At 35.6% G+C, this 26,077-nt stretch carries 22 protein-coding genes and 2 pseudogenes; 15 read left to right on the top strand and 9 right to left on the bottom strand.

The features are described 5' to 3' along the window. Positions 1–78 precede the first annotated feature (78 nt). Positions 79–441: a plasmid mobilization relaxosome protein MobC gene (mobC, locus tag CVT18_RS02990; protein WP_103628511.1), complete on the top strand. Its 363-nt coding sequence runs from the start codon at positions 79–81 to the stop codon at positions 439–441. Further along, complete coding sequence (locus CVT18_RS02995; RefSeq protein ID WP_103628512.1) at positions 431–2,881, top strand: aminotransferase; 2,451 nt, start codon at positions 431–433, stop codon at positions 2,879–2,881. Before mobC ends, CVT18_RS02995 begins: the two co-directional genes overlap by 11 nt. 42 nt (positions 2,882–2,923) lie before the next feature. On the opposite strand, the gene CVT18_RS03000 is transcribed toward CVT18_RS02995, so the two are convergent. The 3 genes and pseudogenes from CVT18_RS03000 to CVT18_RS03015 form a co-directional block, all read right to left on the bottom strand. Continuing rightward, on the bottom strand, positions 2,924–4,138 hold the full coding sequence (locus CVT18_RS03000; RefSeq protein ID WP_103628513.1) for an ATP-binding protein: 1,215 nt from the start codon (positions 4,136–4,138) through the stop codon (positions 2,924–2,926). Between the two features lie 303 nt (positions 4,139–4,441). Continuing rightward, positions 4,442–4,822 (bottom strand): annotated as a pseudogene (locus CVT18_RS10445) (hypothetical protein). 51 nt (positions 4,823–4,873) lie between these two features. Beyond that, positions 4,874–5,439: pseudogene (locus tag CVT18_RS03015) on the bottom strand (DUF4391 domain-containing protein). 310 nt (positions 5,440–5,749) lie between these two features. On the opposite strand from CVT18_RS03015, the gene CVT18_RS03025 reads away from it, so the two are divergent. Continuing rightward, complete coding sequence (locus CVT18_RS03025) at positions 5,750–6,346, top strand: effector protein (protein ID WP_103628518.1); 597 nt, start codon at positions 5,750–5,752, stop codon at positions 6,344–6,346. A 2-nt stretch (positions 6,347–6,348) separates the two neighbouring features. Here CVT18_RS03025 and CVT18_RS03030 read toward each other — a convergent pair whose 3' ends face one another. Further along, positions 6,349–7,497, bottom strand: coding sequence for a hypothetical protein (locus CVT18_RS03030; protein WP_103628519.1), 1,149 nt, complete (start codon positions 7,495–7,497; stop codon positions 6,349–6,351). A gap of 296 nt (positions 7,498–7,793) precedes the next feature. On the opposite strand from CVT18_RS03030, the gene CVT18_RS10280 reads away from it, so the two are divergent. The 8 genes from CVT18_RS10280 to CVT18_RS03065 all read left to right on the top strand — a co-directional run bounded on the left by CVT18_RS10280 (position 7,794) and on the right by CVT18_RS03065 (position 16,829). Then, entirely contained in the window at positions 7,794–7,961 is a 168-nt protein-coding gene (locus tag CVT18_RS10280; RefSeq protein ID WP_169748866.1) for a hypothetical protein, read from the top strand. Positions 7,962–7,970: 9 nt separating this feature from the next. Then, the gene (locus CVT18_RS03035) at positions 7,971–8,681 is read left to right on the top strand and encodes a disulfide bond formation protein B (protein WP_084110001.1); all 711 of its coding nucleotides are present in this window, start codon (positions 7,971–7,973) and stop codon (positions 8,679–8,681) included. A gap of 10 nt (positions 8,682–8,691) precedes the next feature. Next, entirely contained in the window at positions 8,692–9,585 is an 894-nt protein-coding gene (locus CVT18_RS03040) for a hypothetical protein (protein ID WP_103628520.1), read from the top strand. Between the two features lie 22 nt (positions 9,586–9,607). Next, the gene (locus CVT18_RS03045) at positions 9,608–11,899 is read left to right on the top strand and encodes a molybdopterin-dependent oxidoreductase (protein WP_084110003.1); all 2,292 of its coding nucleotides are present in this window, start codon (positions 9,608–9,610) and stop codon (positions 11,897–11,899) included. A gap of 11 nt (positions 11,900–11,910) precedes the next feature. Continuing rightward, positions 11,911–12,462: a 4Fe-4S dicluster domain-containing protein gene (locus tag CVT18_RS03050; RefSeq protein ID WP_012140509.1), complete on the top strand. Its 552-nt coding sequence runs from the start codon at positions 11,911–11,913 to the stop codon at positions 12,460–12,462. A 10-nt stretch (positions 12,463–12,472) separates the two neighbouring features. Continuing rightward, positions 12,473–13,111, top strand: a complete 639-nt coding sequence (locus CVT18_RS03055; protein ID WP_054195903.1) for a molecular chaperone — start codon at positions 12,473–12,475, stop codon at positions 13,109–13,111. Positions 13,112–13,121: 10 nt separating this feature from the next. After that, on the top strand, positions 13,122–14,009 hold the full coding sequence (gene nrfD, locus CVT18_RS03060) for an NrfD/PsrC family molybdoenzyme membrane anchor subunit (protein ID WP_103628521.1): 888 nt from the start codon (positions 13,122–13,124) through the stop codon (positions 14,007–14,009). 111 nt (positions 14,010–14,120) lie between these two features. Then, positions 14,121–16,829, top strand: a complete 2,709-nt coding sequence (locus CVT18_RS03065; RefSeq protein WP_103628522.1) for an ATP-dependent DNA helicase — start codon at positions 14,121–14,123, stop codon at positions 16,827–16,829. A gap of 26 nt (positions 16,830–16,855) precedes the next feature. On the opposite strand, the gene CVT18_RS03070 is transcribed toward CVT18_RS03065, so the two are convergent. The 5 genes from CVT18_RS03070 to CVT18_RS03085 form a co-directional block, all read right to left on the bottom strand. After that, positions 16,856–17,743 (bottom strand): hypothetical protein, encoded by an 888-nt coding sequence (locus tag CVT18_RS03070; protein WP_103628523.1) that lies wholly within the window; start codon positions 17,741–17,743, stop codon positions 16,856–16,858. Between the two features lie 9 nt (positions 17,744–17,752). Further along, complete coding sequence (locus CVT18_RS03075) at positions 17,753–18,508, bottom strand: disulfide bond formation protein B (protein ID WP_103628524.1); 756 nt, start codon at positions 18,506–18,508, stop codon at positions 17,753–17,755. A 9-nt stretch (positions 18,509–18,517) separates the two neighbouring features. Next, complete coding sequence (locus CVT18_RS10180; protein WP_155463265.1) at positions 18,518–18,685, bottom strand: hypothetical protein; 168 nt, start codon at positions 18,683–18,685, stop codon at positions 18,518–18,520. A gap of 346 nt (positions 18,686–19,031) precedes the next feature. Further along, on the bottom strand, positions 19,032–20,228 hold the full coding sequence (locus CVT18_RS03080) for an ATP-binding protein (RefSeq protein ID WP_103628525.1): 1,197 nt from the start codon (positions 20,226–20,228) through the stop codon (positions 19,032–19,034). A gap of 137 nt (positions 20,229–20,365) precedes the next feature. Next, positions 20,366–22,507: a tyrosine-type recombinase/integrase gene (locus CVT18_RS03085; protein WP_103628526.1), complete on the bottom strand. Its 2,142-nt coding sequence runs from the start codon at positions 22,505–22,507 to the stop codon at positions 20,366–20,368. A 572-nt stretch (positions 22,508–23,079) separates the two neighbouring features. Here CVT18_RS03085 and CVT18_RS03090 point away from each other — a divergent pair. From CVT18_RS03090 to CVT18_RS10655, 4 genes are all read left to right on the top strand, one after another. Beyond that, positions 23,080–23,385 carry a hypothetical protein gene (locus CVT18_RS03090; protein ID WP_103628527.1) on the top strand — a complete coding sequence of 102 codons (306 nt, stop codon included), beginning with the start codon at positions 23,080–23,082 and terminating at the stop codon, positions 23,383–23,385. 59 nt (positions 23,386–23,444) lie between these two features. Next, positions 23,445–24,971 carry a hypothetical protein gene (locus tag CVT18_RS03095; protein ID WP_107824227.1) on the top strand — a complete coding sequence of 509 codons (1,527 nt, stop codon included), beginning with the start codon at positions 23,445–23,447 and terminating at the stop codon, positions 24,969–24,971. Positions 24,972–25,331: 360 nt separating this feature from the next. Beyond that, a complete protein-coding gene (locus CVT18_RS10185; RefSeq protein WP_159071486.1) occupies positions 25,332–25,502 on the top strand; it encodes a hypothetical protein in 171 nt (56 codons plus the stop codon). A gap of 257 nt (positions 25,503–25,759) precedes the next feature. Beyond that, positions 25,760–25,882 (top strand): hypothetical protein, encoded by a 123-nt coding sequence (locus CVT18_RS10655; RefSeq protein WP_265094533.1) that lies wholly within the window; start codon positions 25,760–25,762, stop codon positions 25,880–25,882. Positions 25,883–26,077 lie beyond the last annotated feature (195 nt).

A 26,077-nucleotide genomic window follows, 5' to 3' on the forward strand; every position in this document is an offset into this window, starting at 1 on the left:
GCCGAGGGCTACAATGCGAGATATAAGAAGCGTTAAAAACGCTTCATCTCGCTAACACATTTTATAAAAGGATATCATATGCTAAAAAATATTAAGGATAAAGTACTCTCTATAAGGATTACTTCTCAGCAAAATAGCAAATTATCTGATATAGCTAGAGAACTAAAAATATCAAGATCAGAAATCATTTCCTATCTTATAGATAATGGCAATATAAATTCTGAATCCATAAAAAAGAAAGAGCTATATCCAACAATCATTACATATTTTGCTAGACCTTTTAATAACATTAATCAAATAGCAAAGAAACTAAATATAGCTTATAAGACTAGTGGTAATATAGCTTTAGAAGTGATACTGCAGACACAAGAAGAGTTGTACAAAGTTCAATCAGTACTAACTGAAATTTTAAGCCTAATAAAGAGTAGCTATGATAGTTAAGATCTCAAAGGGAGAAAAAGGCGTAGCTGATTATCTAAAAACTGGCAAGAAAAGAGATTCAAAGCTAACTAGAGATGAAAAAGATGATAGATTGCCACTGGTTGGAAATTTAGATCTTATCGAGATGTCTGAAAAGCACCAGAGCAAGAAAAAGAATAAGAAACATAACTACTATCATATATCCTTGTCATTTACTTCAGAGGAGTGGAGCAGACTATATGAAAGTGGCAATATAGATGAGCTTATAATGGATTTTTTGAGGCTAACTTTCCCAAATCACGACATAGATGAGCTACTTTTTTATGCTGAAGCTCATCTGCCTATAATCAAAGAAGAGCCATATATTCCTCGCCCAGAAGGGGTACTAGAAAATAGAACATTAAACAAGAAACATAAAAATGGTGAACCACTAAAAAGAGAGCCTCATGTTCATCTAATAGTCTCTTTTGAAAATATGAAATTTACCCATAGTGTAAAAACCGGTGGAGTTATATATACAAAAGGTGCAGCCAAGCAACAAATAAAAGCTGTTATGGCTAAATCAGCAGAGAAATTTAAAAGAGTGGTTAATGACATCTTATCTAACAAGTATGGTCTAAATAATATAGAGCCTTTAGGTATGGATGAAGACCAACTAAATAAGCAATATGAAAGCTTTAAAAATGCAGCACAAAAGGTTAAGAAAGGCAAAGAAAAAGATACGCAGATAAAGATAGAAACAGATGTGGTGATCGAGCCAAAAGCCAATACAAAAGAGCGAAATATAAGTGTTGAAGAACTACTAGCTGATGCTAAAAATTCTACAGCTGATTATCTATTAAGAATGATAGAAGAAGATGAGAGTTTCAAAAAAGACTACTATGATAGGGCAAAGAGACTTAATGCAGTGGATATAAGAGAATTTTTACCTATGATCAATGCAAAATTTAACATCACCGCAAAACCTGAAATGGTAAATGACAAATATAAGGTAAGAGTAGATGGTTTTAATGGAACTTATAATCTAACTGATCTAATGTGTAAGATAGTCTATAATGGTAGAAAAGGAGCGTTATTTCACGTAGTTAATGAGCTAGAGCAAATGCTTATAGAACTTCAAGCCAATAAAAATAAACCAAAGATAACATTGAGTGTGAGCAGTGACTTTAGCACGCCAAATAAAGACCCAAAAGCTCAAGTGTTAAATAGTTGGAAAACGATACAAATAGAGCCATACAATCTAAAATCAATACTGAAAAACTATTCAGCTATATCAGTGGCAAGTTTCAAAGATAAAAATGAAGAAGATAGCAGTATTGATAGCATAACTCCTACGCTTATATATGATATAGATAACTCTAAATTTACTGCAAATGATGCTCAAAATTTACTACAAAGTAAAGGAATAAAAGGCTTCATATACCCAACCACCTATCAAGCGCCAGACACAAAAATAGAGAAATTTAAACTCATCATACCCACAACAGATGCTCCAAGCTTAAATGAATATGATGAATACATAAAAGAGATAACAAGAGAGCTTGGGTTATATAACATAGTAAATAACTCCAGCTTGCATCCTAGTAAATTTCACTACACTCCAGTGCCAGGATCTGAACTTGTAAGCATTAGTGGAAAAACTTTTGATAATACAAGAGCCATTGAAGATGCGGGCTTAAAAACAGATATTAATAATATGGATATTAAAGCCATATATGAAGATTTACAAAATCTAAGAAAATATGAGCTTAGCCATGAAACAAAAGATACCAACTCGCATATTAAAAGAGCAAGCTATCAAGCTATATCATCAAAGATTCCAATAAAAGAGTTAATAGAATACTTTGACGAGAGCACTGTGGTTAAAACACATAAAAATCACCAAATACTTTCTAATAAAAGTGGCAGATATCTATACTTACCACAAGAAAATACAGCCTACTCTTTTAACCAAAATAGACACTATACCCCATATATCTACATTAGAGATAAATTTTATGAAGCAGCCAGAAAGATAAAAACCGGGTTTTTAAATGATGACGTCATTAAAAAGCTAGAACTTAAACAAAATGAATATGAAGGCTTTGCAAAAGGTATTGATGGTCATCTAGATATAAATGGGTACTATTTGGTGTTTATCAATAGAATAGAAAACTTTAAAAAATATCTATCAGATATAGCTAAGATTAACTATAAAGGCCTAATTTATAACATAAAAACATATATGAAAGATTGGCAAGATATACAAGGTTTTAATAAGCTAAAGGAGCGTTATAAAACAGATAAGATATATCTAACAAATAATCATATATCTTTTGGTTCACTAAAAATAACAAAGCAAGAGCTATACGATCAAGGACTTGATAAGGACTTTGGAGTGGAGCAATCAACACAACCATCGAATATGATAGAGACTAAAGAACAAAATGTAAAGTCAGGGTATGATGGTTTGGAGAGGTAGACTATTATGAGCTGTTGTAGAAGCCAAATTATTAGCCATCTCTCACCCCATAAAACTAAACGGCAAGGCAAACATATCTTCATCTAGCTTTACAGCTCTGTCTCCAGCATAAAAAACTATGCCCTTATCAAATTTATTTTGCAAATTATCTTTTAGATGATAGATGTGCTTAAAGTCATCTTTGCTGATTGTTTTTGAGGATTTGACCTCTATGGCTATGAGCTTACCTGATATCTCAAGTATAAAATCAATCTCTTTTTGATCGCTCGTTCTATAGTAGTATATATTTGCTCTTTTTTTGCTACTTGTATTTGCCTTTAGTAGTTCGTCAAATACAAACGTCTCATATATAGCACCTTTATAAGGAGAATTCGCAAGCTCTTGTGCTGAAGAAATTTGTAGCAAGTGTGCCAGCACCCCTGTGTCGGTGGCAAAAATTTTAGGAGTTTTAATAAGTCTTTTTAGAGCGTTATTAAAATACGGCTGAAGCTTTTGGATCTGATAAGTATGTTCAAGCACGCTAAAATAGCTATCAAATGTCTTATTATCAAGCCCAGACTCTAGGCATAGCTCGTTTTTGTTAAAGATATTGCCACTTCTTAGCATACATAGGCGGTACATAGTGATAAATTTATCCATGTTTCTTATGTTACCTATCTCTTTGGCGTCTGATTCTATATATGTTCTTATATATGAGCTAAACCAGAGATATTTTGATTTTTCAGAGCCTATCTTTGTGATCTCTGGGTAACCGCCATTTATGATCTTTTCAGATAAGCCGTCGTTGTCATATTTTCTAAACACCAGATGGCCTATATCGCTACTTAAAATATCTATCAAATTTTCATCACTATGACTTAACTCTTTTTGAGAAAGCGGATAGAGTTCCACTATGCCTATCCTACCAGCAAGTGAGTCTGATATATCTTTAAAGCCTTTTAAATTTGCAGAGCCAGTTAGTATGAACTGTCCATTTGTTCTATCCTTATCTACAAATTCTTTTATTGCTAAAAGCAGTATAGGCACTCTTTGTATCTCATCTATCACGATAGGCTTATTACAGTGCTCTATAAAGCCTTTGGGGTCGTTTCTCGCTGCTTCATAGATATTTATATCATCAAGTGTTACGTAATTTGGTATATCTAAATTTAATGCAAGGGTTGATTTGCCAACCTGCCTAGCCCCGCTTATCAAAAGCACCGGAAAGCTTTTCATATACTCTTTTATCTCATTGACTATGGCTCGTTTGATGTACATAGTATTTTATCCTTAAATATTTAGGAGTATAATACTACAATATATATAAATTTACAAGGATGGTTTGGTTAAGATAATTGTATATTTAAATTTAATTCGAACTAAAACTGGTAAGATTAAGTCAGCCACTGTGATTTTCTATCACACTGAGTATTTTATTGGTAGAGTTTTAAGCGATATCACCTCAGATCTTAATATTGACAAATGGCAGTTAAATTTTCTCTCAAAAGGAGCAGCGCAATAACCATTTTTGGAATATTGCACAGGCTCTTTTATGCTGCGACCTAACTTACCAATAAATTTTTACCTCATAACTTTATCCAGTAGCGATTTGTAGCTATCTACTACGTCATAGACCACACTATCACTACTTATAGCCTTAAAATGCTCCTTTGCGCAGTGGATTTTAGACTTTTCGACTTGGCGAAGCTGCATAGAGTTCATAGACCCATTGGTCTCTGCAACAAAATAAATATGCTTAATATTGCCCTCATAAAACGCGATCGCCCAGTCGGGGGTTGTATTTTCTCACAGGCGTGCTTATATAAAGCCACTTGGAAGCTTAACATAAACCGCAACGTCCTTGCTTGCATCTAGTTCCATTGCAAAATTCTTCTCATTCGTCGAGTCATATACGACATGATCGTAAAGATGTTTTTTTATTTTAACCGCATTTTTTTTCAAGCTGACCTTTTATCGTAGGATCCGTAAAAACCGCGGTATCGTATTTTTCATCTAGCGCATTATAAGTAATATGCTGTATAATCGCCGTCGCTTTTTCATCATTCTTAAGAGCAGCTGCTTTTCTTTGAGAATTTTAGACTCTAACGCTAAAATTTGTCTTTGTAAAAGCTCCTTTTGCTCCAACCTAGCTACAGACTCTTTGAGGCTTTCGCCTAAAATCAAATTTTGTAATTTATCGCCAGCTATTTGACGAATAAAATTTTCATAGGCTGTGTCAAGATTTAAGCTTTCTAGCTTTAAATGCAAATCTTGCTTGTTTTGCCAGTCGGTATAGTAGTAAGAATTTACTTTAAAAGCCATATTTCCAGATATAGTGGCCTCTTTGTAGCTAATGCAAACTTTATATCTGTCTTGGTACTCTAAGATAAAACTATATGATATGGCACCAGCCTATCTATGTGGCGCAATAGCTCACCATCTAGGCTTGGGCTCTTTAAAGATACCTCAAAGACTTCGAACTCTTTTGCGAGATCGCCAGCTGCAAGATTGGTAGTTGAGGATGCAATTTTATTGCTCCAAATAATTTTATCTACTTGCCCTATGAATATTTTTTTCAAAGCAGGTGATATATCTAAATTCTAAGTTCTATCTTACATGTTTTATAATCCATATTAGCAAGATTAATTTTAACTTTTTTATCCACAGTGAACAATTCTCTTATTAATTATAAGGTAACTAATAAATCGTGTGGTTTCTAATATACTAAAATAGACTCAAAGGTCGTTATAGCACTCAAAAAAGGATAAAGAATATAGAATAAGTTTTAGAAAATCTGATTAAAATTTTAAAGATCAATAAGATAAATTATCATAGAATAGTGAAATATCGTTTTGGATAAGTTCGAGATGATATTTAATAGGAAACAATATGAAATTTAAAGATTTTAAAGAAAAAAACAGTAGCAACTATGACTTTTTCACAGCCGATGAGATGAGCCATAAAGAATTTGTAAAACTAAGCTTTGAAGAGTTCTTAGCTAACGACAACAGCTCCAAATGGCAGCTTAGTATAGATGACAAGAGGTTTGACTCGTTTCCAAATTTCACCCAAAAACATCAAATTTGCATATCGAATTTAGACTATGAAGATAATGTTTTTCAGTTTAGAATTTGCTCTGAAAACAACGTATCAAGCCTTGGCTACCGCATGTTTACGAGCTTTGATAGCATACATAAAGACTTTGTCACAGACGATATCAAGCACTCTGATGAAGTTATGATGGCCCTAAAGCTTGGCGAGCTTAAAGAGTTTCCTTGCATATCAAAATGCGGCTGGTGGATCAAAGATATCTGGCGAGATATGTATCCTATCTTAGACGAGACTAACAGCGAGGAATTTGTAGCTGGCATTATAAAAAACGAATTTACCAAAAAGATGACCGAGATAAATGAGTGCCTAAAAAACGCTCAAGATGGCTGCAAGCTTGACGAAATTATTGCTAAACTAAAAGATAAAATCAACTAAATTTAGAAATTTCCACCCACAGCACAAGAGCTAGCTGGATATGAAGTAAGTCCGTAGTCAGCCGACTCCACGTTATAAAAGTCCAAATTTGCACTTCGTGAGATGATATATTCAAAGCCTTTTTGATTTAGCTCGATCAAAATTTCAAGCTCCGTATCTCTTTTGCAGACTATGCTTTCAAAAAAGTGAGAGAAGAAAGAAATTTTGGTATTTTCCTTTTGCATTGAGTGATTTAGCATGAGCTCCATGTTGCTAAAAATTTTAAAGATTGTTTGATTTGTCTCAAATTTACCAAATCTAGCATAATAATTTTGCAAATTTGCGTCATTTAGTACGATGTTTTTGGTGCAGTTTTTAGTGATCTGCTCGTAAATAAGACCAAAAAGCTCAATAGAGGCATTTTGATTATCCATCACTCTGTTTTCGTGATTTGTGATTACTACAAAGCCATCTTTTATCTCGTATTTTTCATTTTTATAATAAAAGCTAACATTTGCCACTTCTTGCTCAAAGCGCTTTTTATAAGCAAAAGAGAGATAGTTTAAAACGCCCATTTTATCGATAATAGCTGAGCTTCTTACGCCACCATCTAGCTCGTGCTGCATGAAGTATCTTATGAAGCTACCTTGCTCTATATCAAAGCTATTTAAATACTCGATCTTATCAAGATAGATGCAGCGGTAAAGCTTTACAAATTCTGGATTTAGCCTAACATTTATCTCATCTTGTAGCTCGCCATATTTGTCGGTTTGCTCTGCATCTATAAATTCGATTATATTCATCTGCTTTTCGATCTTGTCTTTAACAAAGATCGAAATTTTCACGTCCTGCATCTCATAAAAGCACTTTATCGTATCGGTGGCACTTTTTGTGATATCTGTTTTAAATTTCTTAGCAAGCTCTGCTTTTTTAAGGGTGAGTGAAAAGTCGCCATTTTTTAGTTTATTTTGTGAGTACAAAAGATAGAGTAGCTGCTCATAGACCATGAGATGTGAGTAGGTTAAAAATGTATTATCCACCACGATGACGTAGTAGCAACGCGTTATAGAGTACCTTTTATTATTTTGCAAAAATTCATCATAAATTTTTAATTTGCTTGGGGATTTACATACCTTAAAAACATCATATGATTCTAAAAATATATTTTCCATTACTGCCCCTTTTTACCTTTGCAAAAATATTACATAACTATTCTTTAAGCTAATTTGAATTTACAAACTAACTAATAAAAATAATTCTATAAAAATTAATATTAATTTAATTAAATATAGATTAATTATATAAAATATTTTTGTATAAATCTATTTTTATTTACAAATTTTTATTTTATAAAGTATAAATTAGCTATAAAAATATATTTTTTAAACTAAATTTAATAAATATAGTTATATTATTTTTCTCAGATAAGCATGCTTAGATTTTAAAATTTACAAATTGGGAGCTCAAAATGGAATTTCTAATTTTGACGCTATTTCTGATCAGTGGTCTTATCTTATATATAAAGCCGCAGATGAAAAAAATAGCAACGTCCTGCTTGGCTTTGGGGTGCGTAATACTGGTTGCACTAGAGTTTTACGTAAATTTATGGGTAGTCTTGCCAATAGGCAACTTTTAGGAGGGCAAGATGCAAACGAAACAAAATGAAATCCCAGCAAACGAACAAGGCTTTTTCAACCTTATGTCACTAGCCATCACCGCTCTTGTGGCACTTCCAGTTGGTATCGCCTGCTTGGTGCTTGGCTTTGGACTAGGTGATAACCCTTGCATAATGTGCTGGGCCGAGAGGATCACGATGATAGCTATCAGCCTAATAGCACTTTTCATCATCAGGTACGGACTAAAGCCTGGCTATCTGGCAGCACTTTTACTAATGGCTTGCTGGGGCATATTTAACGGCTTTATCCACTACAGCCTAGATGGAACATTTGGTGGCTATCTTGACATCAAACAAGGTTTTGGCCTTGAAATTTTAGGTGCCCACACTCAGTTTTGGGTTATGGTTGTTGATTTTTGTGTGATCATATTTTTGGCTCTTATATTTTTGTTTAGCAAAAACTTAGGCCTTATAATGCAAAAAAGCTCAAATGGCGAATACGGCGACTTTCTAAGCTACTTGCCACTTGGCAAATTTGCAAATTTGGTCTTTATCGTGATCATACTTGCAAACTGCGTTCAAGCCTTTATAGCTTCTGGTCCACCACCATATCTAGGATCTAGCACACCACCTAGAATGAGCATCGATCCTTCAAAATGGTTCTGGGAAAAAGACCACTGGGATAGCTCACTTGACTTTAGATTTGACTGGAACCCTGAGCTTCCAGACCTAGTAAAGTAAGGAGTAAAAGATGAGAAAGATAATATTTTTTATCGCATTAGCAAGCCTTGCTTTTGGTTTTAGCTTTGACATGGATAGCAAAAATGGAGCTATCCAAAACATAAAAGAGTTAGGCCTTAAAGATACGCTCACTCTAAATTTGCAAAATGATAATGCAATAACTGGAGCTGACTACGATGAAGGCAAAAAGCAGTTCGCTCTTGTCTCAAACGACAATGAATTTTACATCGCAGATGAGAATTTAAAGCCTCTAAGTTATGCTAAGCACGACCGCCATTTTATAATGGAGATGGAAGCAACAGTCGGAGCTACTTGGTACAAAAAAGAGCTTGGCATGATAAGTTACAACAAGACTTTTGTCTTCTATGAGCCAGCTAGCAACCTTAGTAAAGATGAGCAAAATAGCCAGTGGAGGCACCTATTGGCTGGATATGACGCGTGGAAGCTAAATGACCTTGGTAACAAGGGCAGATTTTCTACCATTAGATCAAAACAGCAGTACATCTTAGGCTGGGACTACCTAGAAAGTGAGAATAAATTTTTCACAGCTAGCGTGCCAAATGACGTTAGAGACTACTGGAGTGTCGCTATATTTGACGGCGACGATAAGATGATCTTAGAAGAATTTGTACCAAAAGCTGGAGCAAATTTACAGCTAAAAGAGGGTAGAAATTTAAACAACTACTACATTACTGGCATTGACGTAGAGCCCGATGCGCTCTATCTTTTAAGCAAAAATTTCTCAACTATTTTAAAGTTAAATTTGACCACCAAAGAGATAGACGAGGCATTTAGTTTTAGTGGGGTAAATAACCCAAGAGCATTAGCGATCAAAGATAATAAATTTTACATCTTCTCACGAGAAGGCAAAGAGAATAAAGTTTTTATCTTTGAGATGAAATAGCCATCAAATTTAAGGAGAAAACATGCAAAGACGTTCTTTCCTAAAAGGCACCGGAGCAGCTCTAGCAGCAGCTGGAACAGCTCCTAGTCTATTTGGTATGGAGCAATTTGAGGTGGATTTTAACCCAAAATCCTATAAGAACGAGGAAAATGTAGAGTACCACTACCTAACCTGTCCTAGAAACTGCCGTGATGCCTGTTCGATGATCGCTGAGATCAAAGACGGCAAAATGGTAAGCATAAAAGGCGATCCAAAACACCCTCTAACGCAAGGCACAGTCTGCGTCAAGGGTCACACCTACGCCATGCACCTATATAACGCCGACCGTATCATGCACCCTATGAAAAGAGTCGGCAAAAAGGGCGAAGGAAAATGGGAAAAGATAAGCTGGGATCAAGCCCTAAAAGAGATAGCCGCAAAGCTAACTGAGATAAAAGAGAAATTTGGCGGCGAGGCTTTGACTGAGTTTGTCTACTCTGGCAACGAAGGACATATCTCGAAAACTATCGCACCGGGAAATTTCTTTGAAAAATATGGAGCCACAAGGCTTGTTAGAAACCCTTGTGACTGGCCAAGATACGCGGGTACTCCTAGCGTTATAGGTACTGACTTCTCAAAAGATGCACTTGAGATCGATGAGAGTGATATGTACATTAGCTGGGGATCAAACGAAGCTTACACAGCCGTACACTGGATAAGATTTGCTCACCGCGTTAAAAAAAGAGGCGGAAAGATCATCGTTATAAATACGATAAGAATTCCTCTTGCAAACCAAGCTGATATGTTTATCCAGCTAAAACCATCTAGTGACCCTGCATTTTGTCTAGCGGTCTGTAAATTTTTAATAGAAGAAGATCTATATGATCATGAATTTGTAGAAAAATACACAACAGGCTTTGAAGATCTAGTGCACGAGTGCTCACTCTATACCTATGGCGAGCTATCTGAGATGTGCGGAGCAAGTGTGGATCAGATAAAAGTCTTTGCTAGAGAGTACGCTCACGCAAAAGCACCAGCTATCATGCACGGCGACGGCGGACAAAGACACTTTAACGGAGCAAGACTTGTTCGTGCGGTTACATTTTTACCAGTTTTAACTGGCGCCTTGACAAAGCTTGGTGGCGGACTATTTTGGGCATATGTGCATGTAAAAGGCTGCTTTAATTTCGACAACTGTATGCCAGACCTATCTCCAAAAGATAAAGATGGCAAAAAGATAGAAAGACAGCAAGTAAGCTATATAGAATTTGGTAAAGGCATACAAAAAGAAAATCCAACATATCTTGACAAGCCTATAAACACGGTCATTAGAGCATGTATCAACTACAACTCAAATTTAATGGTAACAGCGCCAAATACAAATTTGATCAAAAAACGCATAATGGACGATGACTTCTTCTTAGTTGTCCTTGATCCATATGATATCGATACTTGCGACTATGCTGACTATGTGCTACCTGGTGTTACATTTATGGAGAGTGAGGATATCCAAAACGACCAAATTTCTGGATATGTTTGTTACAACGCTCAAAGTGTAAAACCTCTTGGCGAAGCTAAGACAAATTTAGAGTTCTTCAACGCTCTTGCAAAAGCGATGGGCTATACAGAAGAGTGCTTTAACTGGGATAGCGAAACAGTTTGCAGACGCTTTTTGGATACAGAATTTGCCAAAAAACAAAACATCACCTATGAAAAACTAAAATCAGTCGGCTGGATCAAGCCATTTAGAACGCCTGAAACGATGAAAGATCAGTTCCCGTACTACCCTTATACACCAAAAGACAAACTAATATTTGGTACAAAGAGTGGAAAATGCGAGCTTTACTCACAAACCTTTAAAGACGCAGGATATCATCCAGTAATAGACCTTGAAACTGACTGGGACTACTATGAAAAGAGCAATAAATTTGGAAAAGACTATCTCAAAAAATATCCGCTTTATTTCATGACGCCAGGTACTCAGCTCCAAGACAACTCAAACTGGGGCAATATGCCTTATATCCTAAAAAGGGTTATCGTTAAAGGCAATGCTGAGTTATTTATGACACGTGAAGATATGGAGGCTCGCGGTATCAAAAACGGAGACACAGTTGAGGCAACAAATGAAAAGGGAACAGCCGTCTTTACAGCAGTCGAGACAAATCAAATGAACCCAGGCATAGTCTATGCGTGGAACAACATCTGGGTAAAAGTGACTAAATCAAGAACTGGGGCAAATATACTTTGCTCTGATGGCGTTAGTGACCTAGGAAATGGCTCAACCTATACAGCTAGCTTTTGTGAAGTAAAAAAAGCAGCTAAACAAGAGATGTAAAGGGGTCTAAGATGAAAAGAAAACAAGGTTTTTTATTTGATTATAACTTTTGTATAGGCTGCAAGGCTTGTGAAATTTCATGTCAAGTCTATCACAACCAAGATCCAGATATCAACTGGAGACATGTTGATGGCCTTATGATACACGAAGATGGCATAGAAAAAGAGATCTTTATAACTCACTCTTGCCATCACTGCGATGAGCCAGCCTGTATGGATGTCTGCCCAGTTGGAGCATATATCAAGCTAGAAAATGGTGTCGTACAGCCACTTCATGATAAGTGCATAGGCTGTGGATACTGCTTGATGGCTTGCCCTTATGGCTCTATCACAAAAGGCAAGGACGGTAAAGCTCAAAAGTGCAATCTCTGCGCTGAAAAACTTGAGCGTGGCGAAGAGCCAGCTTGTGTAGCAGGCTGTCCGTGTGGAGTACTAAAACTGGTTGATAGCAACGTCAGCGACAGCGCTGGTATGCAAAAAGAGATGCCAGGCTTTAAGCACTTCTTTACCAAGCCAAACATCCGCTTTTATCCAAGAATGAAGCGAAACGAATTCATACACTAAAGAGTAAAAGATGGGTAAGATCAAAGAAAAGCTTAGCGTTAGCCTTAGTGTTGAAGACTTTTTAAGGCGATTTTTCTTAGTAGAGCTTAGAGAGCAAAATTTAGATGAGCTCATAAGCCTAAGCCTTAATTTTAGTGATAAATTTAAAAATCACAACTTCATACTTTGGCTAAATAAGTGCAAAGATGATCTAAATTTGCTAGACGAGCTAAGATATGAATTTAACAGGCTTTTTGTAGGGCCAAGACACCCAAAAGCTGAGCCATATGAGTCGGTTTATTTTGATTATAAAACGATGTTTGGCGAGAAGACTATGCAGGTGCGAAGCTTTTATGAAAGCTCTGGACTAAAGCTTAGTAAAGAGCAGTTTGATAAATTTCCAGATGACTTCATCGGATACGAGCTGCAATACCTTTACTTTCTAAGTTTCAATGCCTTACAAGCAGACGAAAAAGAGAAAATGGATGAAATTTTACATAAAAAATATGACTTCATCCGCACTCATCCGTTTGAGTGGTTTTATAAATTTAGCTCTCGCTGTAAGGAAGCTACAAATTTAGAAGCTTATGTGAGCTTTGCTGATTTTTTAAATTTATATCTTGAAAACGAGATAGAGCAATCAAGAGCTCTTCTAACTTTTAAGAGTTAAAGGATAGATAATGGAACAAACAACTTGGGGATGGCTCATAGTCATCTATCTATTTTTGGGCGGTTTAGGCGCCGGGGCATTTTTGTGCTCGGCTTTGGCTTATAAGGGCTTTTTGGGCTCGTTAAACGAGAGATTTTATAAATTCGGCTTTCTGCTAGCACCCGTTGCGGTAATAATAGGAACTGCGCTTTTGCTATTTGACTTGGCACCGAGCGCCGCGATAAATCCTCTTAAAATTTTACAGCTCTATACGCGCCCGGTTTCGATGATGAGCATAGGTACGTATCTACTTACGTTTTTCATCGTAGTCAGCGTTTTGGTGCTTTTGCAGATCAAGAAGAGCGGTAAAATTTGCGATATGATGCTCACGCTCGGAGCTATTTTGGCGCTTGGAGTGATGGGATATACGGGGCTACTGCTTTACGTCGTAAAGGCGATCCCGCTTTGGGCAAGCGTGTGGCTGCCGATTTTATTTACGATATCCGCGATCTCTACAGGGCTTAGCGCAAATGCCGCCGCTACGCTAAATGCGGGGCACGGGCTAAGCCACTGCGCGCATAAATTTCACGTCATTTTAGTCGCACTTGAGATTGTTGCGGTGCTAGCGCTATTTGCTAGCGTGAGAAGCGAGGCTGCGGGCATGGCTAGCGTGACTAAGATAGTCAGCGGCTCGCTTGCGCCGATGTTTTGGATAGGCTTTGTCGTGTTTGGGCTTGCTTTGCCGCTGCTAGGCGGAAGCAAATTTATGCTTCGCAGCTGCAGCGTGAATGCGGACGGCAGTGTCTGCGCGTACGGTGGCGAGGAGGTAAAAAGCTGTGTTTATAACGAATACGGCGTGCTTGTGGGCGGCTTTTGCCTAAGAGCATTTATCGTACTCGGCGCGGTATATATATTTTAGTTTCTCCCTTTTTCTGATACTGGTCGGGCGCAAGTCCGACCTATTAAAATATCTTAAAAATATTTTTAAAAGATTCGATAAAATACGTAAATACTTTATTTAGGAATAAACATGGATTTTGAGGACCAAATATTAAGAACTTGTGAAATTATAGATAAAAATCTTGCAAATAATAACTTGTGTGATGAACGAGGATTCGTTAGTCAAGTTATCTTATCTCAGCTTAGAAATTTAGTAGAGTATATTTTTCAAAAAATTCACTCCGGCGAAGAAAAAATAGATACTAATGAGTATCAGCAGACAATTAATGAAAATGCTATTAAATACATCAAATCAAGGGGCGGAAATTTTACTTTTTTAATTCGTTTCCATAATTTTTTAGATAAATCTGTCTCACATTATACACTTACTGAAAATTCATCTGAACGTTTAATGCTTAAGTATTTTATGTATTTGGTAGAGTGTAAAAATTTTTTAAGAGAGCGATATAAGATTGAAGTACTTAGAAATCTTGACAAATTCCCGCTTAATTTAGATAAGAAATTTATGGAATATTATGAAAAGATTGCAGAGAAACTAGAAAATCAGGGTATTTTAAATAATTATTATAAAGAAAACGGTGTTTACTACATAACAAAAATAAAGCCATTTATTGTAAAAGGACAAATTTATTATGAAGTAACATTTGTTAATGCAGTAGATAATTTTAGTAAATTTGATAAACTAATTGCATTTTGTAAATTTAGAATTTTTGATAATTATGCTGTCAATTTATGGATTCGTAATGAAAATATAGAAATTCTAAACAAATCACTGCAGGTAAAAATCATTGACAGTTGGGAAGTTTCTATTAGACCAGCTGAACTGCAAAATTTTGGTAAGATTTTTGAATGTAGTCAAAAAATAAATAGAACAAGCGAATATAAAGAATTAATGCGATTTTTGACACGGAAGAAAATTAGCCTAGTCGATTTGATTGATAGCTATGATTACCAAGATATAAAAAGAAACATTATTTCTAAAGGACAAGTTTCGCATATTTTTGATATTTTAGATAAGGCAAAGGCAGTTACCGAAGATGGTAGAAATACAATTAGGTATTTACTACACAACTTACGTAATCAAGTAATAAAAAAGCAGCTTCCAAACAATGAAGATAGATGCTTGTCAAATTTGGAGTTAAATTCAAAATGCCTCCCATTTGAGCAAATGCCGTTTGCTACATCTTTAATAAATCACAATCCTAACTTTTATGATTTGTTAGAATGTATAGATACAAGTGGAAGAGAACATGAATTATTTGCTAGAGCAGTAAAAAGTAGGATTGAAAATAGTGGAAGCCTGTTTGTTGATAAAAAGGAATTTAATTTCAACAATATAGATAATCTAAGATCTCAATTTAACTCAAAATTATGGACAGGAAACGAAAAGAATCCAAAAGGGCATACTGGTAGGAGAATTGAGGAATTTCAAAGTTACTTTTATATCAAAGAATATGTCGAAAAATCTATCGAAATTATTGATGGGCTTGACAAATTGACACAGAGCGGTATTCAAAACTACTCAAATTCTGTAAAAGAGTGGATAAAGAAAAATTCGACGCTAATTGATGATAAAGAAAAAGAAAATATTGTTATTAATCTATTTGAGAAATCAAAAGTTGCTTTAATTTATGGAGCAGCCGGTACTGGTAAAACGACTTTAATCGATTACGTATCACAATTTTTTAAAGAAAATAGTAAAATATTTTTAGCCAATACAAATACTGCGATAGATAATTTAAAAAGACGTATTTTTGCAGATTCAAATAGCGAATTTAAAACGGTTGCTAAATTAATAGCGAGCAAAAATACAAAATGCGATATTTTAATTATCGATGAGTGTAGCACTATAAGCAATGACGATATGCAAAAAGTACTAAACAAAGTAGAATTTGGGCTCATTCTTTTAGTAGGAGACATATATCAGATAGAGGCAATATCTTTTGGAAATTGGTTTAAAATCGCTCCTAATTTTATTGGGAAAGTAGCCTTTAAACTTGAAAAAACATATAGAACAAAAGATAAAAAACTTTTAAAGCTTTGGGATGAAGTAAGAAGTTTTGGTGATTGTATTAGTGAAATTTTACAAAGAGAAAGCTATTCGCAAAAATTAGAAGATTTAAGTTTCGAAGCTAGTGATGATGAGATTGTTTTATGTCTTAATTACGATGGATTATATGGTATTAATAACCTAAATACTATTTTACAAGAAACCAATAAAGCAAAAGCTGTAGAATGGGGTCTTCATAGATATAAGATCGACGATCCCATTTTGTTTAATGAGGTAGAAAGATTTAAACCGCTTATTTACAATAATATGAAAGGAAAAATTGTTAATATCGAGCCTGAAGAAAAACGAATTTGGTTTAGCATCGAACTTGAAAAATCAATAACTGGACTAGATGCACAAAAGTATGATTTTGAGTTATTGGAGAACAGCGATAAATCGGTGATAAAATTTTATGTTAATCAATACGGAACGGCTGATGAGGAGGGGAATCCTGAAAATAATGATGAAGAAACTGTTGTACCGTTCCATGTGGCATACGCCATTTCAATTCATAAAGCACAAGGTTTGGAGTACAAAACTGTAAAAGTAGTAATAAGTAGCGAAGTTGATGAAATGATAACGCATAATATTTTTTATACAGCAATAACCAGAGCGAAGGAAAATCTACAAATATATTGGTCGCCGGAAGTCGAAAAGAAAATTCTAGAAAGCTTCAAAAAAAGAAACAGCAATAAAGATATTGATTTTTTGCAGAAATTAAAGAAATAAAAGCCGCCCGCAAGACGGCTTAAATTTTATCTCTCGAAAATAAAAATTTTATTCACACCGTCCTCTCTGGACGCGACGTAGAATTTACTCTCTTTGATAGCGAGCGCATGGGCATCGCTCGCGCCTTCAAAGCTATAAATCTCCACGATCTTTCTGCTGCGCGGATCAAGCTTTAGGATGCTTGAGTATTGCTTCGAGAGTAGATAAACAAACTCGCCGCTCGCATCCATACCCGTGATATAGTAGTCGTTTATATCCCTGCCGTCCTTTACGCCGAGAGCCTCATCGAAGCTCGGCACGAACTCGGTCGAGAGCAGATTATCGGCGTCACTAAAGCTCGCCACGCTCCAGCTTTGCTTGATGTCATCGGGTACGCTCGCGATGAAAAACTCACCATAGAAATCCGAGTGATCCCATGAAAGGATGAACTGCTGTTTGGCGCGCACAGTGGAGTAGCGGTCCTTGAAATCGAGCGTGAAATTTTCGTATCCGTCGTGCAGATAGCGCCACGCTTTGTTCGCTTCCTCTTTACTTTGATTCGGTGCGGGTTTGAAAAACTCATAGGTTTTATTATAGCTCATGAGCCCTACCGAGCCTTTAAAAAAACTCGCTGCGACGGTCTCCTCCATTTGGATTATCCAATCGGGTGTGCTTCGTAGATAGTTTTTTACGGTTTTTAGCTCGCCGTCCATTTCGTAGAGCTCGAATTTTAGCGTACCGAGCAAGAAGCTTCCGCTTGCCGCGTCGTAGTCAAGCCCCGTGACGGGATTATTGTTGTTTAAATTTGGCGTTACCTCGCCGATTTTGCGTAGCGGCGTTAAATTTACCACTGCGCCATCCGCAGGATTTAGATTAAACTCGCCGCCCAGCGCTAGTGCAGCGCACAAAAGGGTTAAGGTTAAAATTTTTCTCATATCGCGACCTCACTTCGGTAAATTCGGTAGTTTTGGATTCCAGCTTTCGCGAAAATCAATTTCGGTTTCTTCCCAGTGATCAAGCTCCCAAAACCACTTTGACGGATCGATGCTCATGCGCGAAGGCGTCGCGGAGGCTAGATAGGGCGGAGGGCCTGCCGTGATGAAAGCCTGGACGCAGTTAAAAGCCATGATGATAGCAAAGGCCACCACGGCTATCTTGCCTAGCGCAAATTTGGGTAAAACCGCGCCGTATGCGCCCTCTTCGCTTTTTTGCATTATTTTACCTACGTTTTTGCCTAGCAGCAAAATCACACCCAAAAATATAATGACGCAAAAATGTACCACTACGACCCAAAACTGCGTGTGTGCGCCTAAAATTTCAAGCCCGAAGCCCTGCTTGATGTCGAGGTAGCCGCCGCCCGTGCCGTCAAGGCTATAGTGTAAAAAGCCGTCGTAAAGCCCAAGGCACGCTAAAAAGAGGATTGCAGCGAGGTATTTGACCTTAAGGCCGTATCTAACGATAACTAGCGCCATAAACGAGATCGCTACCATGCAAAATCTCTCATGCCAACACATAATGCAGGGACTATCGCCCATACCAAAGCCCAAAACAAGGCATGCGATACCTACCGGCAAAGCGATGAGAGCGAGCGCCGCGAGGGCAAAAAGGTTGAAAAATAGCTTCTCATCATCGCCCCAGCCCGCAGAAATTTCGGTGCTGCGGGTGAAGCTTTGAGACATTTTATCTTGCATACTTTCCATCGCTCGCTCCTAGAAATTTCCCATAGGCACGACGGCAAATTTATTTACCCATGCCATCATGATGACGAGTATCGCGACACCTGCAATACCAAAGCCCATAACCGCGCGCTTTTTCTCAGGCTTGAGCCACAGCAAAAGAGCTGCGACGAAAAACATAAGAACCATTAAAAATTCCATGTTTTCTCCTTTCTTGCTGAAATTTAATATCATAAAATATTAGGCTTTTATTTATTAAATATACATTAAAAAATATATTTTTACAAGTATAAATATATTTTTTTGTTATATTTTTATGCTATTAAAATATATATTACTAATAATTTTTTTATATTAAAGCTTATTTTAAACTTATTTCAGGCGTGTTAATTTGATTTTGCTCTTGTAGGTTTGTGCAATTGAAATTAATAAGAGATTTAACAAGCAGTAAGAAGAAGTCATAACTAAACGCTTAATTTGTCTTGAGTCAAGGTGATTTTTCCACAATTGCTTTTTATACTAGCAATAGTTTATTGCCAAAGTAGTGCTAGTATAAAAACCCAAACAGCCAAAGTGGAATTGTATTTCCAACCCCTACTTCAATATCATCTGCCGCTATAAAAGAATTTGGCATATCCTTAATCTGCTCAAAGCCTTTTTTAGCTCCGCCAATTTCAAAGACAAACTCTCCCACTATAAAATCTCCATTTTTACCAGAGTAAATTTCAGTGATATTTCCAAGCTGATTGGCAAAGAAAGTTTCTCTCACATTGCCCATATCGGGATTATTTAGATACATTAAATTTGTATTTTCAAGGTAAATTTTGTCCGCCTTATCCATATTTTTTATAGCTAGCTCGTTTTTCATTAAAAGCCTTATTAGCCCAGCACTATCAAGCATAGCAAGATACTCTTTTAGTGTTCTATCGTCTTTTATATCAACAAGTGATTTTAGACTTGAGTAGTTTGGTTGATACGGGACATTTGTACTTATAGCATGAGTTAGGATTTTTAGCTTTCTTGCCGTGTTGCCGTTTAAATTTGGATATATACTTAAAAGATCGCTATCTATAGTTGCTTCTATGCTTTGTCTTAGAGTCTGATAAAAGGCCATATCATTTTGCATATCATTATAATATGGATAGTAGCCTACCTTTAGATACTCTCTAAAAAGCTTAATGACGGCTAGCTCTTTTTGTTTTAAAGTATTAATAATATCAATAGCCATATCCTGATGATTTGCAAGTAAATTTGCAAGCTTGGCTGCCTCCAAATTTATACCATATCTTAACCCTAGATATTCCCTAAAACTCATTCCGCTCATCTTATACACTATTGCTCTTCTACTTAGATCATGAGAGCTTTTTAGTACCTCAAGAGCGGACGAGCCAGTAGCTACTATGTTTAACTCTTTAAAATTATCATAGGCAAATTTCAATACAGCCGATATATCTTTACCCTTATGAATCTCATCTAGGTATAGATATTTGCCACCAATTAGAACAAACTCTCTTATGATTGAGGTTATATCGTTTGATATCTCTATGTCATCTAGGCTTAGGTAAAGACTATTTTTGTTTTTACTAGCTAGCTGAGCCAGAGTGGTTGTTTTACCTATACCTCTTTGCCCAAGAATAACAATAAGCCTATGAGATAAATCTTTAGAATCTATAAAGTATCTTTTAAATTTATGGTTATTTAACCTTATAAGGTCATTGCTCTTTAAAAAAAGTTGATCTAGCATAGCATATCCCTGAATTATGTAATACAATACAATTATATCATAAAAATATATGTAATATACTACAAATGTGGTTGATCTTAAAAGTATAAACCCTTCTTTATTGTAAACGGCTATATACATTTACAATCAAAAAGCGCTCACCCTTCCCCTCCTTGATTAAATTTTACCTCTTCAACTAGATCCTTTAGAATTTTAGGAGTTACTGGTTCACCATAAGTATTCATAGTGATCTTATATTGTTGTTCATGTCCTACAAGGGCAGCTATATGTTCAACCCTCTGGCCACTTTGGATGAGCTTGTTTATGAATGTGTGTCTAAATGAGTGAAATGTCCTTGTCTTATCACTATCTTTTATAACTTTAGTATTGATCTTTTTTCTAAAATACTCAGAAAAGTCTTTATTATCACAGCTAAATAACCTAACAGCTTTGCTGCATTTCCTAGCTAGCTTCTTTTTGCTCTCTATAAATTCAAACAGCCCAATGCTACTTAGCTTAGAGTGGATAGGAACAATCCTAGCAGAGTTTCTAGTCTTTAAAGTCTTACTCTTGCCCGTTTTTACATCTATTTTTGTATTTAAACTAAAGCATACTATGTTATATTTTTCAACTATGTCATCTGTGTTTAGCTGGATTATCTCATTTAGTCTCATGCCAGAGTAAGCTGCTATATGAGTAACGAAAAATAGCTCATCTTTGCTAATCCTCTGACTTTTAGTATCACCACTTGATCTAATCTTACTCACAATATCCAAAAGCGCGTTTACGTCACTATCTTCATAAGGGTTTTTATTTGTAACATCATCTTGGTTTATGTTTATTTGCAGATCTATAGCTGGATTCTTATCTATATAGTCACTATCGTAGCAGTATTTAAAAAACTCACTAACTCTAACAATATACTTCTTGATGGTTGATTTAGAAATTTTTGGTCTATCCTTTGCTAAAGCTATGATCTCATCTAAGCTTTTATCTTTATAGAGACTATTTTGAGAGAGCTTGGTTGGTAGTTGTAGCAAGATATTTCTAAAATTTAGCAAGTCATCTCTTTTTATCTTTTTGATATCTAGCTCGTCGCCAAATTTCATAGACATTAGCCGTCCTACATGTCCAACAAGGCCAAATGTGCTATCACTCCAATTGTTTGAAATACTCGTGTTTGATACATAGTTTTCAAATGCACTCTTTAGTGTGACCATGTCAGCTTTACTCTCGCTTTTGGTAGATGAGACTAGCTGTGATTTAAAGCTTTTAGCTCTATTTGAGAAGAGCTTTTGAAAGAAATTTATAGCTTCATTGAAAGTCATACCACTAGCATCACTTGTATCATCTATCTCAAGGTCTTTAGCCTCAATGTCACTTAAAACTATGCCCTTATCTTCATATTTATCTGCCTTATATAGCTTCACCTGACCACCAAAGGTAGGATCATTTAAATTTCCATACCCAAATTTTAGATCATCACTTAGCTCGTTGTCTCCATCTGGCAATAACTCACAACCAAATATTCTTAGGATATCGTTTTGTGTGAGTGCGCCTTTTTGCTTAGCTAGCTCATTTATAGCATCTCTTAGCTCACCAACAGAGTGTTTTAAGGACTTTTTAGTAAAAGGTAGCACCAAATCCTGCCTTTTTAAAGTCTCTATGTCGTCTTGATAGCTATGCAAGTTACTATCTTTAACGCATTTTGCTATCTCGTCTTTGGTGCCATTATCTAAATTTGTGCTCTTATGTTTTTTACCAAGTGGCACAAATGCTTGTTGCTTATCATTTAGTAGCTTTTGGTTTTTGCACATCTTATATGATATGTGATTTATGTTATCTATCGTTGCCTCAAGCACTCTTTTACCAAGAAGCTTTTTGGTGTGAGGATCGGCGCAAGATAGCTTTTTACAGATCTCATCAACCTCTTTTGATATGACACTGGGCAAGCTATCTTCTTTTAAACTCTGTTTTAAAAACAAATTTAGTGATAGTAGTCCATCTAAATTTATATATCTGCCAAGCATATCATGCTCTTTGATACTTTTGGCCTCCTTGGCTTTTAAAAGCATAAGCACCAAGTGCTCTATAAGTTCGCTGCTCAAATTCATCTTCCATGCCTTTTTGATCGCGTTAAAAATTATAGAGTAGATCTTAGCACGATTTTTTGCTGTATCAAAGCGTTTTGTGAGGAAGGAGGTTATATATTCGGTTTTATTACCAAAATATGGCCTTAGATATAGTGGTATAGCTACTCTAAAGTAGTATATGCCATTTCGTTTGACTAGATATTGCATCTTTGTTACCTATGCAATATAACTTTGTAGCAAAATGTAGCAGATATCTAGTGTGAAACTAGCTGTGTGCCGTCTTTTTGGTGCTTACACAAGGTTTATTTTTAAACCCTCATAAGCCGGAGGTCGGGAGTTCAAGTCTCCCCCGTGACACCATAACACCCCATTTTAGGCACTAGCAGTGATGCTTTTGTTCTTTCCCTTTCTTTAAAATTTCCTTTAAGAGTGGAACACTTAGTTACTAAAGTGGGACAGTCTCTTAAAAATTCCAATGATTATAAAGCCATCACCCTTTTAATACCATAAAAATAAATTCGCTTTAAATTTCTACTCCTGGCTTTTTATCTCAAACTCCTTTAAATACGTACTTTTAATCTCCATTATTTTAATATTTTTAATTTTTTTCTTGAAAAATAAACTTTTTTACAAAAATTTGCATTTCTAGCTAAAATTTTTTCCAAAATTGGTGTAATTACTATAAATATCTTTTAAAAGGATAAAAATGAAAAAATTTTCATTAATAGTAACCAGCACCGCTAGTATGAAAGAGAGTATATATATTGAGGTGATTTTTTATGGCTAATGCATATAAAATAAATGACCACAACCTAGTTATAAACGTAAGGTCGGATTTTTTAACATATGGTAGAGCCATAGGTAGATTTGCACATGCATGTCGTGAGAAAAATCAAACCGAGCATATAAAGTATCTCAACAAAAATCCAACCACTCTTAATCGTTACAAACTTCTAAGCGAGTTTAATGGAAATGGCAATATGAGAGATGCTAACAGTAAAGATGAAGAGCTTCATAGTAGAGCCTTTGTAAAGAATTTTCTTAAAGGCTTTCAAGAAAGCTTTGAGAAAGACTATACCGCATAGCCTTACGTACAAAAAATGAAAGAGGATATAATGACGAAGAAATAAAAGGTTATACGAGTTTGCAAACCGGATCTAGCTATATAAATTTCAAAAACATAACCAATATGAAAGATCTAGTAAAGACCATAACCCATGAAAACCAAAGATCGATGGATATACAAGATCATAGAGATATAAATAAAAATAGAGACGATGATACCAAATACGCATCAAATTTCTCAAACTTTGCGACTAGATATTTCTCTCACGCTCTATGGCTAAACGATAAGAGCTTCTCTAAAATGCCTCTAAGCACGGCCGTAACGCCGAGTATGGTAAATAACAATAAAGAATTTGCAAAGCTAGATAGGAATTTGGGAGCGAATAGAATACTAACAAGCAATGAACATGATCTTGCAATGGAATTAGCATATAGATATAGTAAAGAAAATAACGTACCTTATACTCAGGCAATAAACCTTTTTATGCTTGCAGCTAAAACGAATGTCGATAAATCTCAAAAAGAGGCCTTCGATCATACCGTATCTACCCTAGAAAGCGCCGACGAAGGCGAGGCGCCCGGGTATAGTATGGTGTTTGATAGAGATAAAATAGATGAGGCGTATAATATATTGACAACTACTGCCAAAGAGAGAAATTTATACTTTACAGACGTTTATAAAGAGGGTATGACGAGTTATCCTTTATACACCGCAACCAAAGAGCAGTATGAGGACAAAGATTGGAACCCGGAGCATACCATAGGACTAGGAGATACAAGCGATATACTTATACCGTTTACTAAACCGGCCGTCGGCGCTACAAAGCAACTATCGTCGGCTCTATACTCCGGCTCAAAGAATGCGATAAAAGCTCCATTTGTAGAGATGCAAGCAAAGATAAACGAAAAACTATTAGCCAATACACCAAAAGGAGGAAAGTTGGGTAGCGACGGTATATTAAGACATAACGGCAAAGAGTATGTAGCTCATAGTATGGATATAACGGGAAATAAAGTGATATATCAACAATTAGGTAAAAATAATAAACCGGTAGAGGTTTATAAAATTACTAACGATAAAGGTTATTTAGTGACAGCTTCTAAACCAAAGCTCTCTGCTTCGCAAAGCAGTCCTAGTACTTTAATAAAAGATGCAACAAAAGATATTAAATTTTATGATAGCTCAAAAACCCCAGGTATAGTAACAGGTGGCATTATAAGTGCGGGCATAGATACATATTCACAGTATACTAAAAACAACAATAGCTTTAATAACTACGACCCGTTATCGGCTGTTATAAATACTGCCGTAGGATTATATACGGGCGGAGCTAGTCGTATGCTAAGCGCTATAACAAGAGGTGCTGCTGGAAATGCAGCTAGTGAAATATATTCTCAAGCAACTGATCTTTCAAAAAATATGGATGGAAAAAGAATTCTTTTAAAAACTGGTATTGGTGGTTTTTTGGGATTTAGTACAAGCGGTTTAGGAAATATAGGCGAGAAGATACCAAGAGGCAAAGATGGCAACTATAAGACTATATTTGAAGTAGGTACTGGACTAGTAGGCGGCGTAATACAGTCAGATATGGATAATAAACAATGAAGAAATTTGCGATAGTATTCAGTGGCGTTATAGCAATATGTATCATAGCGCTACTATTTGTAAAGCTATTAAAATACTTTTTTGGAGAGATTTATTATATAGACGCACTAGGTTTTATCTTGGTATGTTTTTATGGTTTTTTTGCAATAAAAAATGATATTAAAAAAAGCGACCTTACCAAGAAGAACCTAGAAAATATAGATATAAATTACGGTAGTGTAGCATTATTTTACACGATCATAATTCTTTTAATTTGGTTAATGCTAATTTGTATAAGATATTTCTAAAAAAGAATTTTAAAACAATGGACGTCACAATAGGTGGCGTCTCTTTAGTGCAAGCTATATTTGTATTTATAATGTGGGTTGGCTACAATGTAACAAGAGGATAAACATAAAAGTCGGTGGTGGAAATTTACAGACTGCAGCTGAAGTAGGAGCAAATTTTCTTACTACAACCGGACAAGCTGTTGCAGATAGTATAGAAAGTAAAAAAGATAAAACAAAAAAGCAGATAAGTAATGAAGAATAATTGGATTGTATTTTTTGGATCAATAGCATTTTTTATAGTAGGTGCTATTTGCATAATAATCCTAAAACTTCTATTTGGAGAACACTATATTGATGCTATGGCTATATTGCTAATATTTGCCAATGTATGTTTTATGATAAAAAACGGTATAAAAAAGAGCGATTTTAAAAAAGAATATATACAAAAAATGGAAATAAAAAGAGGCGGTATCGCTTTAATCCACTCTTTTTTAGTTTTTGTATTTTGGCTTCTTTACAATGCAACAAGAGGATAAACATAAAAGTTGGCGCATAGTATCAGTTGTGACAGGAACAAGTCAAGCAGTAGCCGATAGCATAAAAAGCAAAAATGACAAAGAGAAGAAAGATAACAAAAAATGAAAAAATTTCTAATTATTTTTTTTGGTAGCATCTTATGTATCGGCTTTATAGTAATCCTAAAACTTCTCTTTGGAGAATACTATGGAGATATTATTTTTGCTGGGATAATCTTAACCAATATATATTACATAATTAAAAACGGCATAAAAAAGAGTGACTTTCAAAAAAAGAATTTTAAGACAATGGACGTTACAA

The organism is Campylobacter concisus, assembly GCF_003048405.1.
GTDB lineage: Bacteria > Campylobacterota > Campylobacteria > Campylobacterales > Campylobacteraceae > Campylobacter_A > Campylobacter_A concisus_Q.

What these genes read in the sequence shown, in the direction of transcription:
- mobC (WP_103628511.1), top strand. Translation starts at nt 79, where the DNA reads ATGCTAAAAAATATTAAGGATAAAGTACTCTCTATAAGGATTACTTCT.
- CVT18_RS02995 (WP_103628512.1), top strand. Translation starts at nt 431, where the DNA reads ATGATAGTTAAGATCTCAAAGGGAGAAAAAGGCGTAGCTGATTATCTA.
- CVT18_RS03000 (WP_103628513.1), bottom strand. Translation starts at nt 4,138, where the DNA reads ATGTACATCAAACGAGCCATAGTCAATGAGATAAAAGAGTATATGAAA.
- CVT18_RS03025 (WP_103628518.1), top strand. Translation starts at nt 5,750, where the DNA reads ATGAAATTTAAAGATTTTAAAGAAAAAAACAGTAGCAACTATGACTTT.
- CVT18_RS03030 (WP_103628519.1), bottom strand. Translation starts at nt 7,497, where the DNA reads ATGGAAAATATATTTTTAGAATCATATGATGTTTTTAAGGTATGTAAA.
- CVT18_RS10280 (WP_169748866.1), top strand. Translation starts at nt 7,794, where the DNA reads ATGGAATTTCTAATTTTGACGCTATTTCTGATCAGTGGTCTTATCTTA.
- CVT18_RS03035 (WP_084110001.1), top strand. Translation starts at nt 7,971, where the DNA reads ATGCAAACGAAACAAAATGAAATCCCAGCAAACGAACAAGGCTTTTTC.
- CVT18_RS03040 (WP_103628520.1), top strand. Translation starts at nt 8,692, where the DNA reads ATGAGAAAGATAATATTTTTTATCGCATTAGCAAGCCTTGCTTTTGGT.
- CVT18_RS03045 (WP_084110003.1), top strand. Translation starts at nt 9,608, where the DNA reads ATGCAAAGACGTTCTTTCCTAAAAGGCACCGGAGCAGCTCTAGCAGCA.
- CVT18_RS03050 (WP_012140509.1), top strand. Translation starts at nt 11,911, where the DNA reads ATGAAAAGAAAACAAGGTTTTTTATTTGATTATAACTTTTGTATAGGC.
- CVT18_RS03055 (WP_054195903.1), top strand. Translation starts at nt 12,473, where the DNA reads ATGGGTAAGATCAAAGAAAAGCTTAGCGTTAGCCTTAGTGTTGAAGAC.
- nrfD (WP_103628521.1), top strand. Translation starts at nt 13,122, where the DNA reads ATGGAACAAACAACTTGGGGATGGCTCATAGTCATCTATCTATTTTTG.
- CVT18_RS03065 (WP_103628522.1), top strand. Translation starts at nt 14,121, where the DNA reads ATGGATTTTGAGGACCAAATATTAAGAACTTGTGAAATTATAGATAAA.
- CVT18_RS03070 (WP_103628523.1), bottom strand. Translation starts at nt 17,743, where the DNA reads ATGAGAAAAATTTTAACCTTAACCCTTTTGTGCGCTGCACTAGCGCTG.
- CVT18_RS03075 (WP_103628524.1), bottom strand. Translation starts at nt 18,508, where the DNA reads ATGGAAAGTATGCAAGATAAAATGTCTCAAAGCTTCACCCGCAGCACC.
- CVT18_RS10180 (WP_155463265.1), bottom strand. Translation starts at nt 18,685, where the DNA reads ATGGAATTTTTAATGGTTCTTATGTTTTTCGTCGCAGCTCTTTTGCTG.
- CVT18_RS03080 (WP_103628525.1), bottom strand. Translation starts at nt 20,228, where the DNA reads ATGCTAGATCAACTTTTTTTAAAGAGCAATGACCTTATAAGGTTAAAT.
- CVT18_RS03085 (WP_103628526.1), bottom strand. Translation starts at nt 22,507, where the DNA reads ATGCAATATCTAGTCAAACGAAATGGCATATACTACTTTAGAGTAGCT.
- CVT18_RS03090 (WP_103628527.1), top strand. Translation starts at nt 23,080, where the DNA reads ATGGCTAATGCATATAAAATAAATGACCACAACCTAGTTATAAACGTA.
- CVT18_RS10655 (WP_265094533.1), top strand. Translation starts at nt 25,760, where the DNA reads ATGCAACAAGAGGATAAACATAAAAGTTGGCGCATAGTATCAGTTGTG.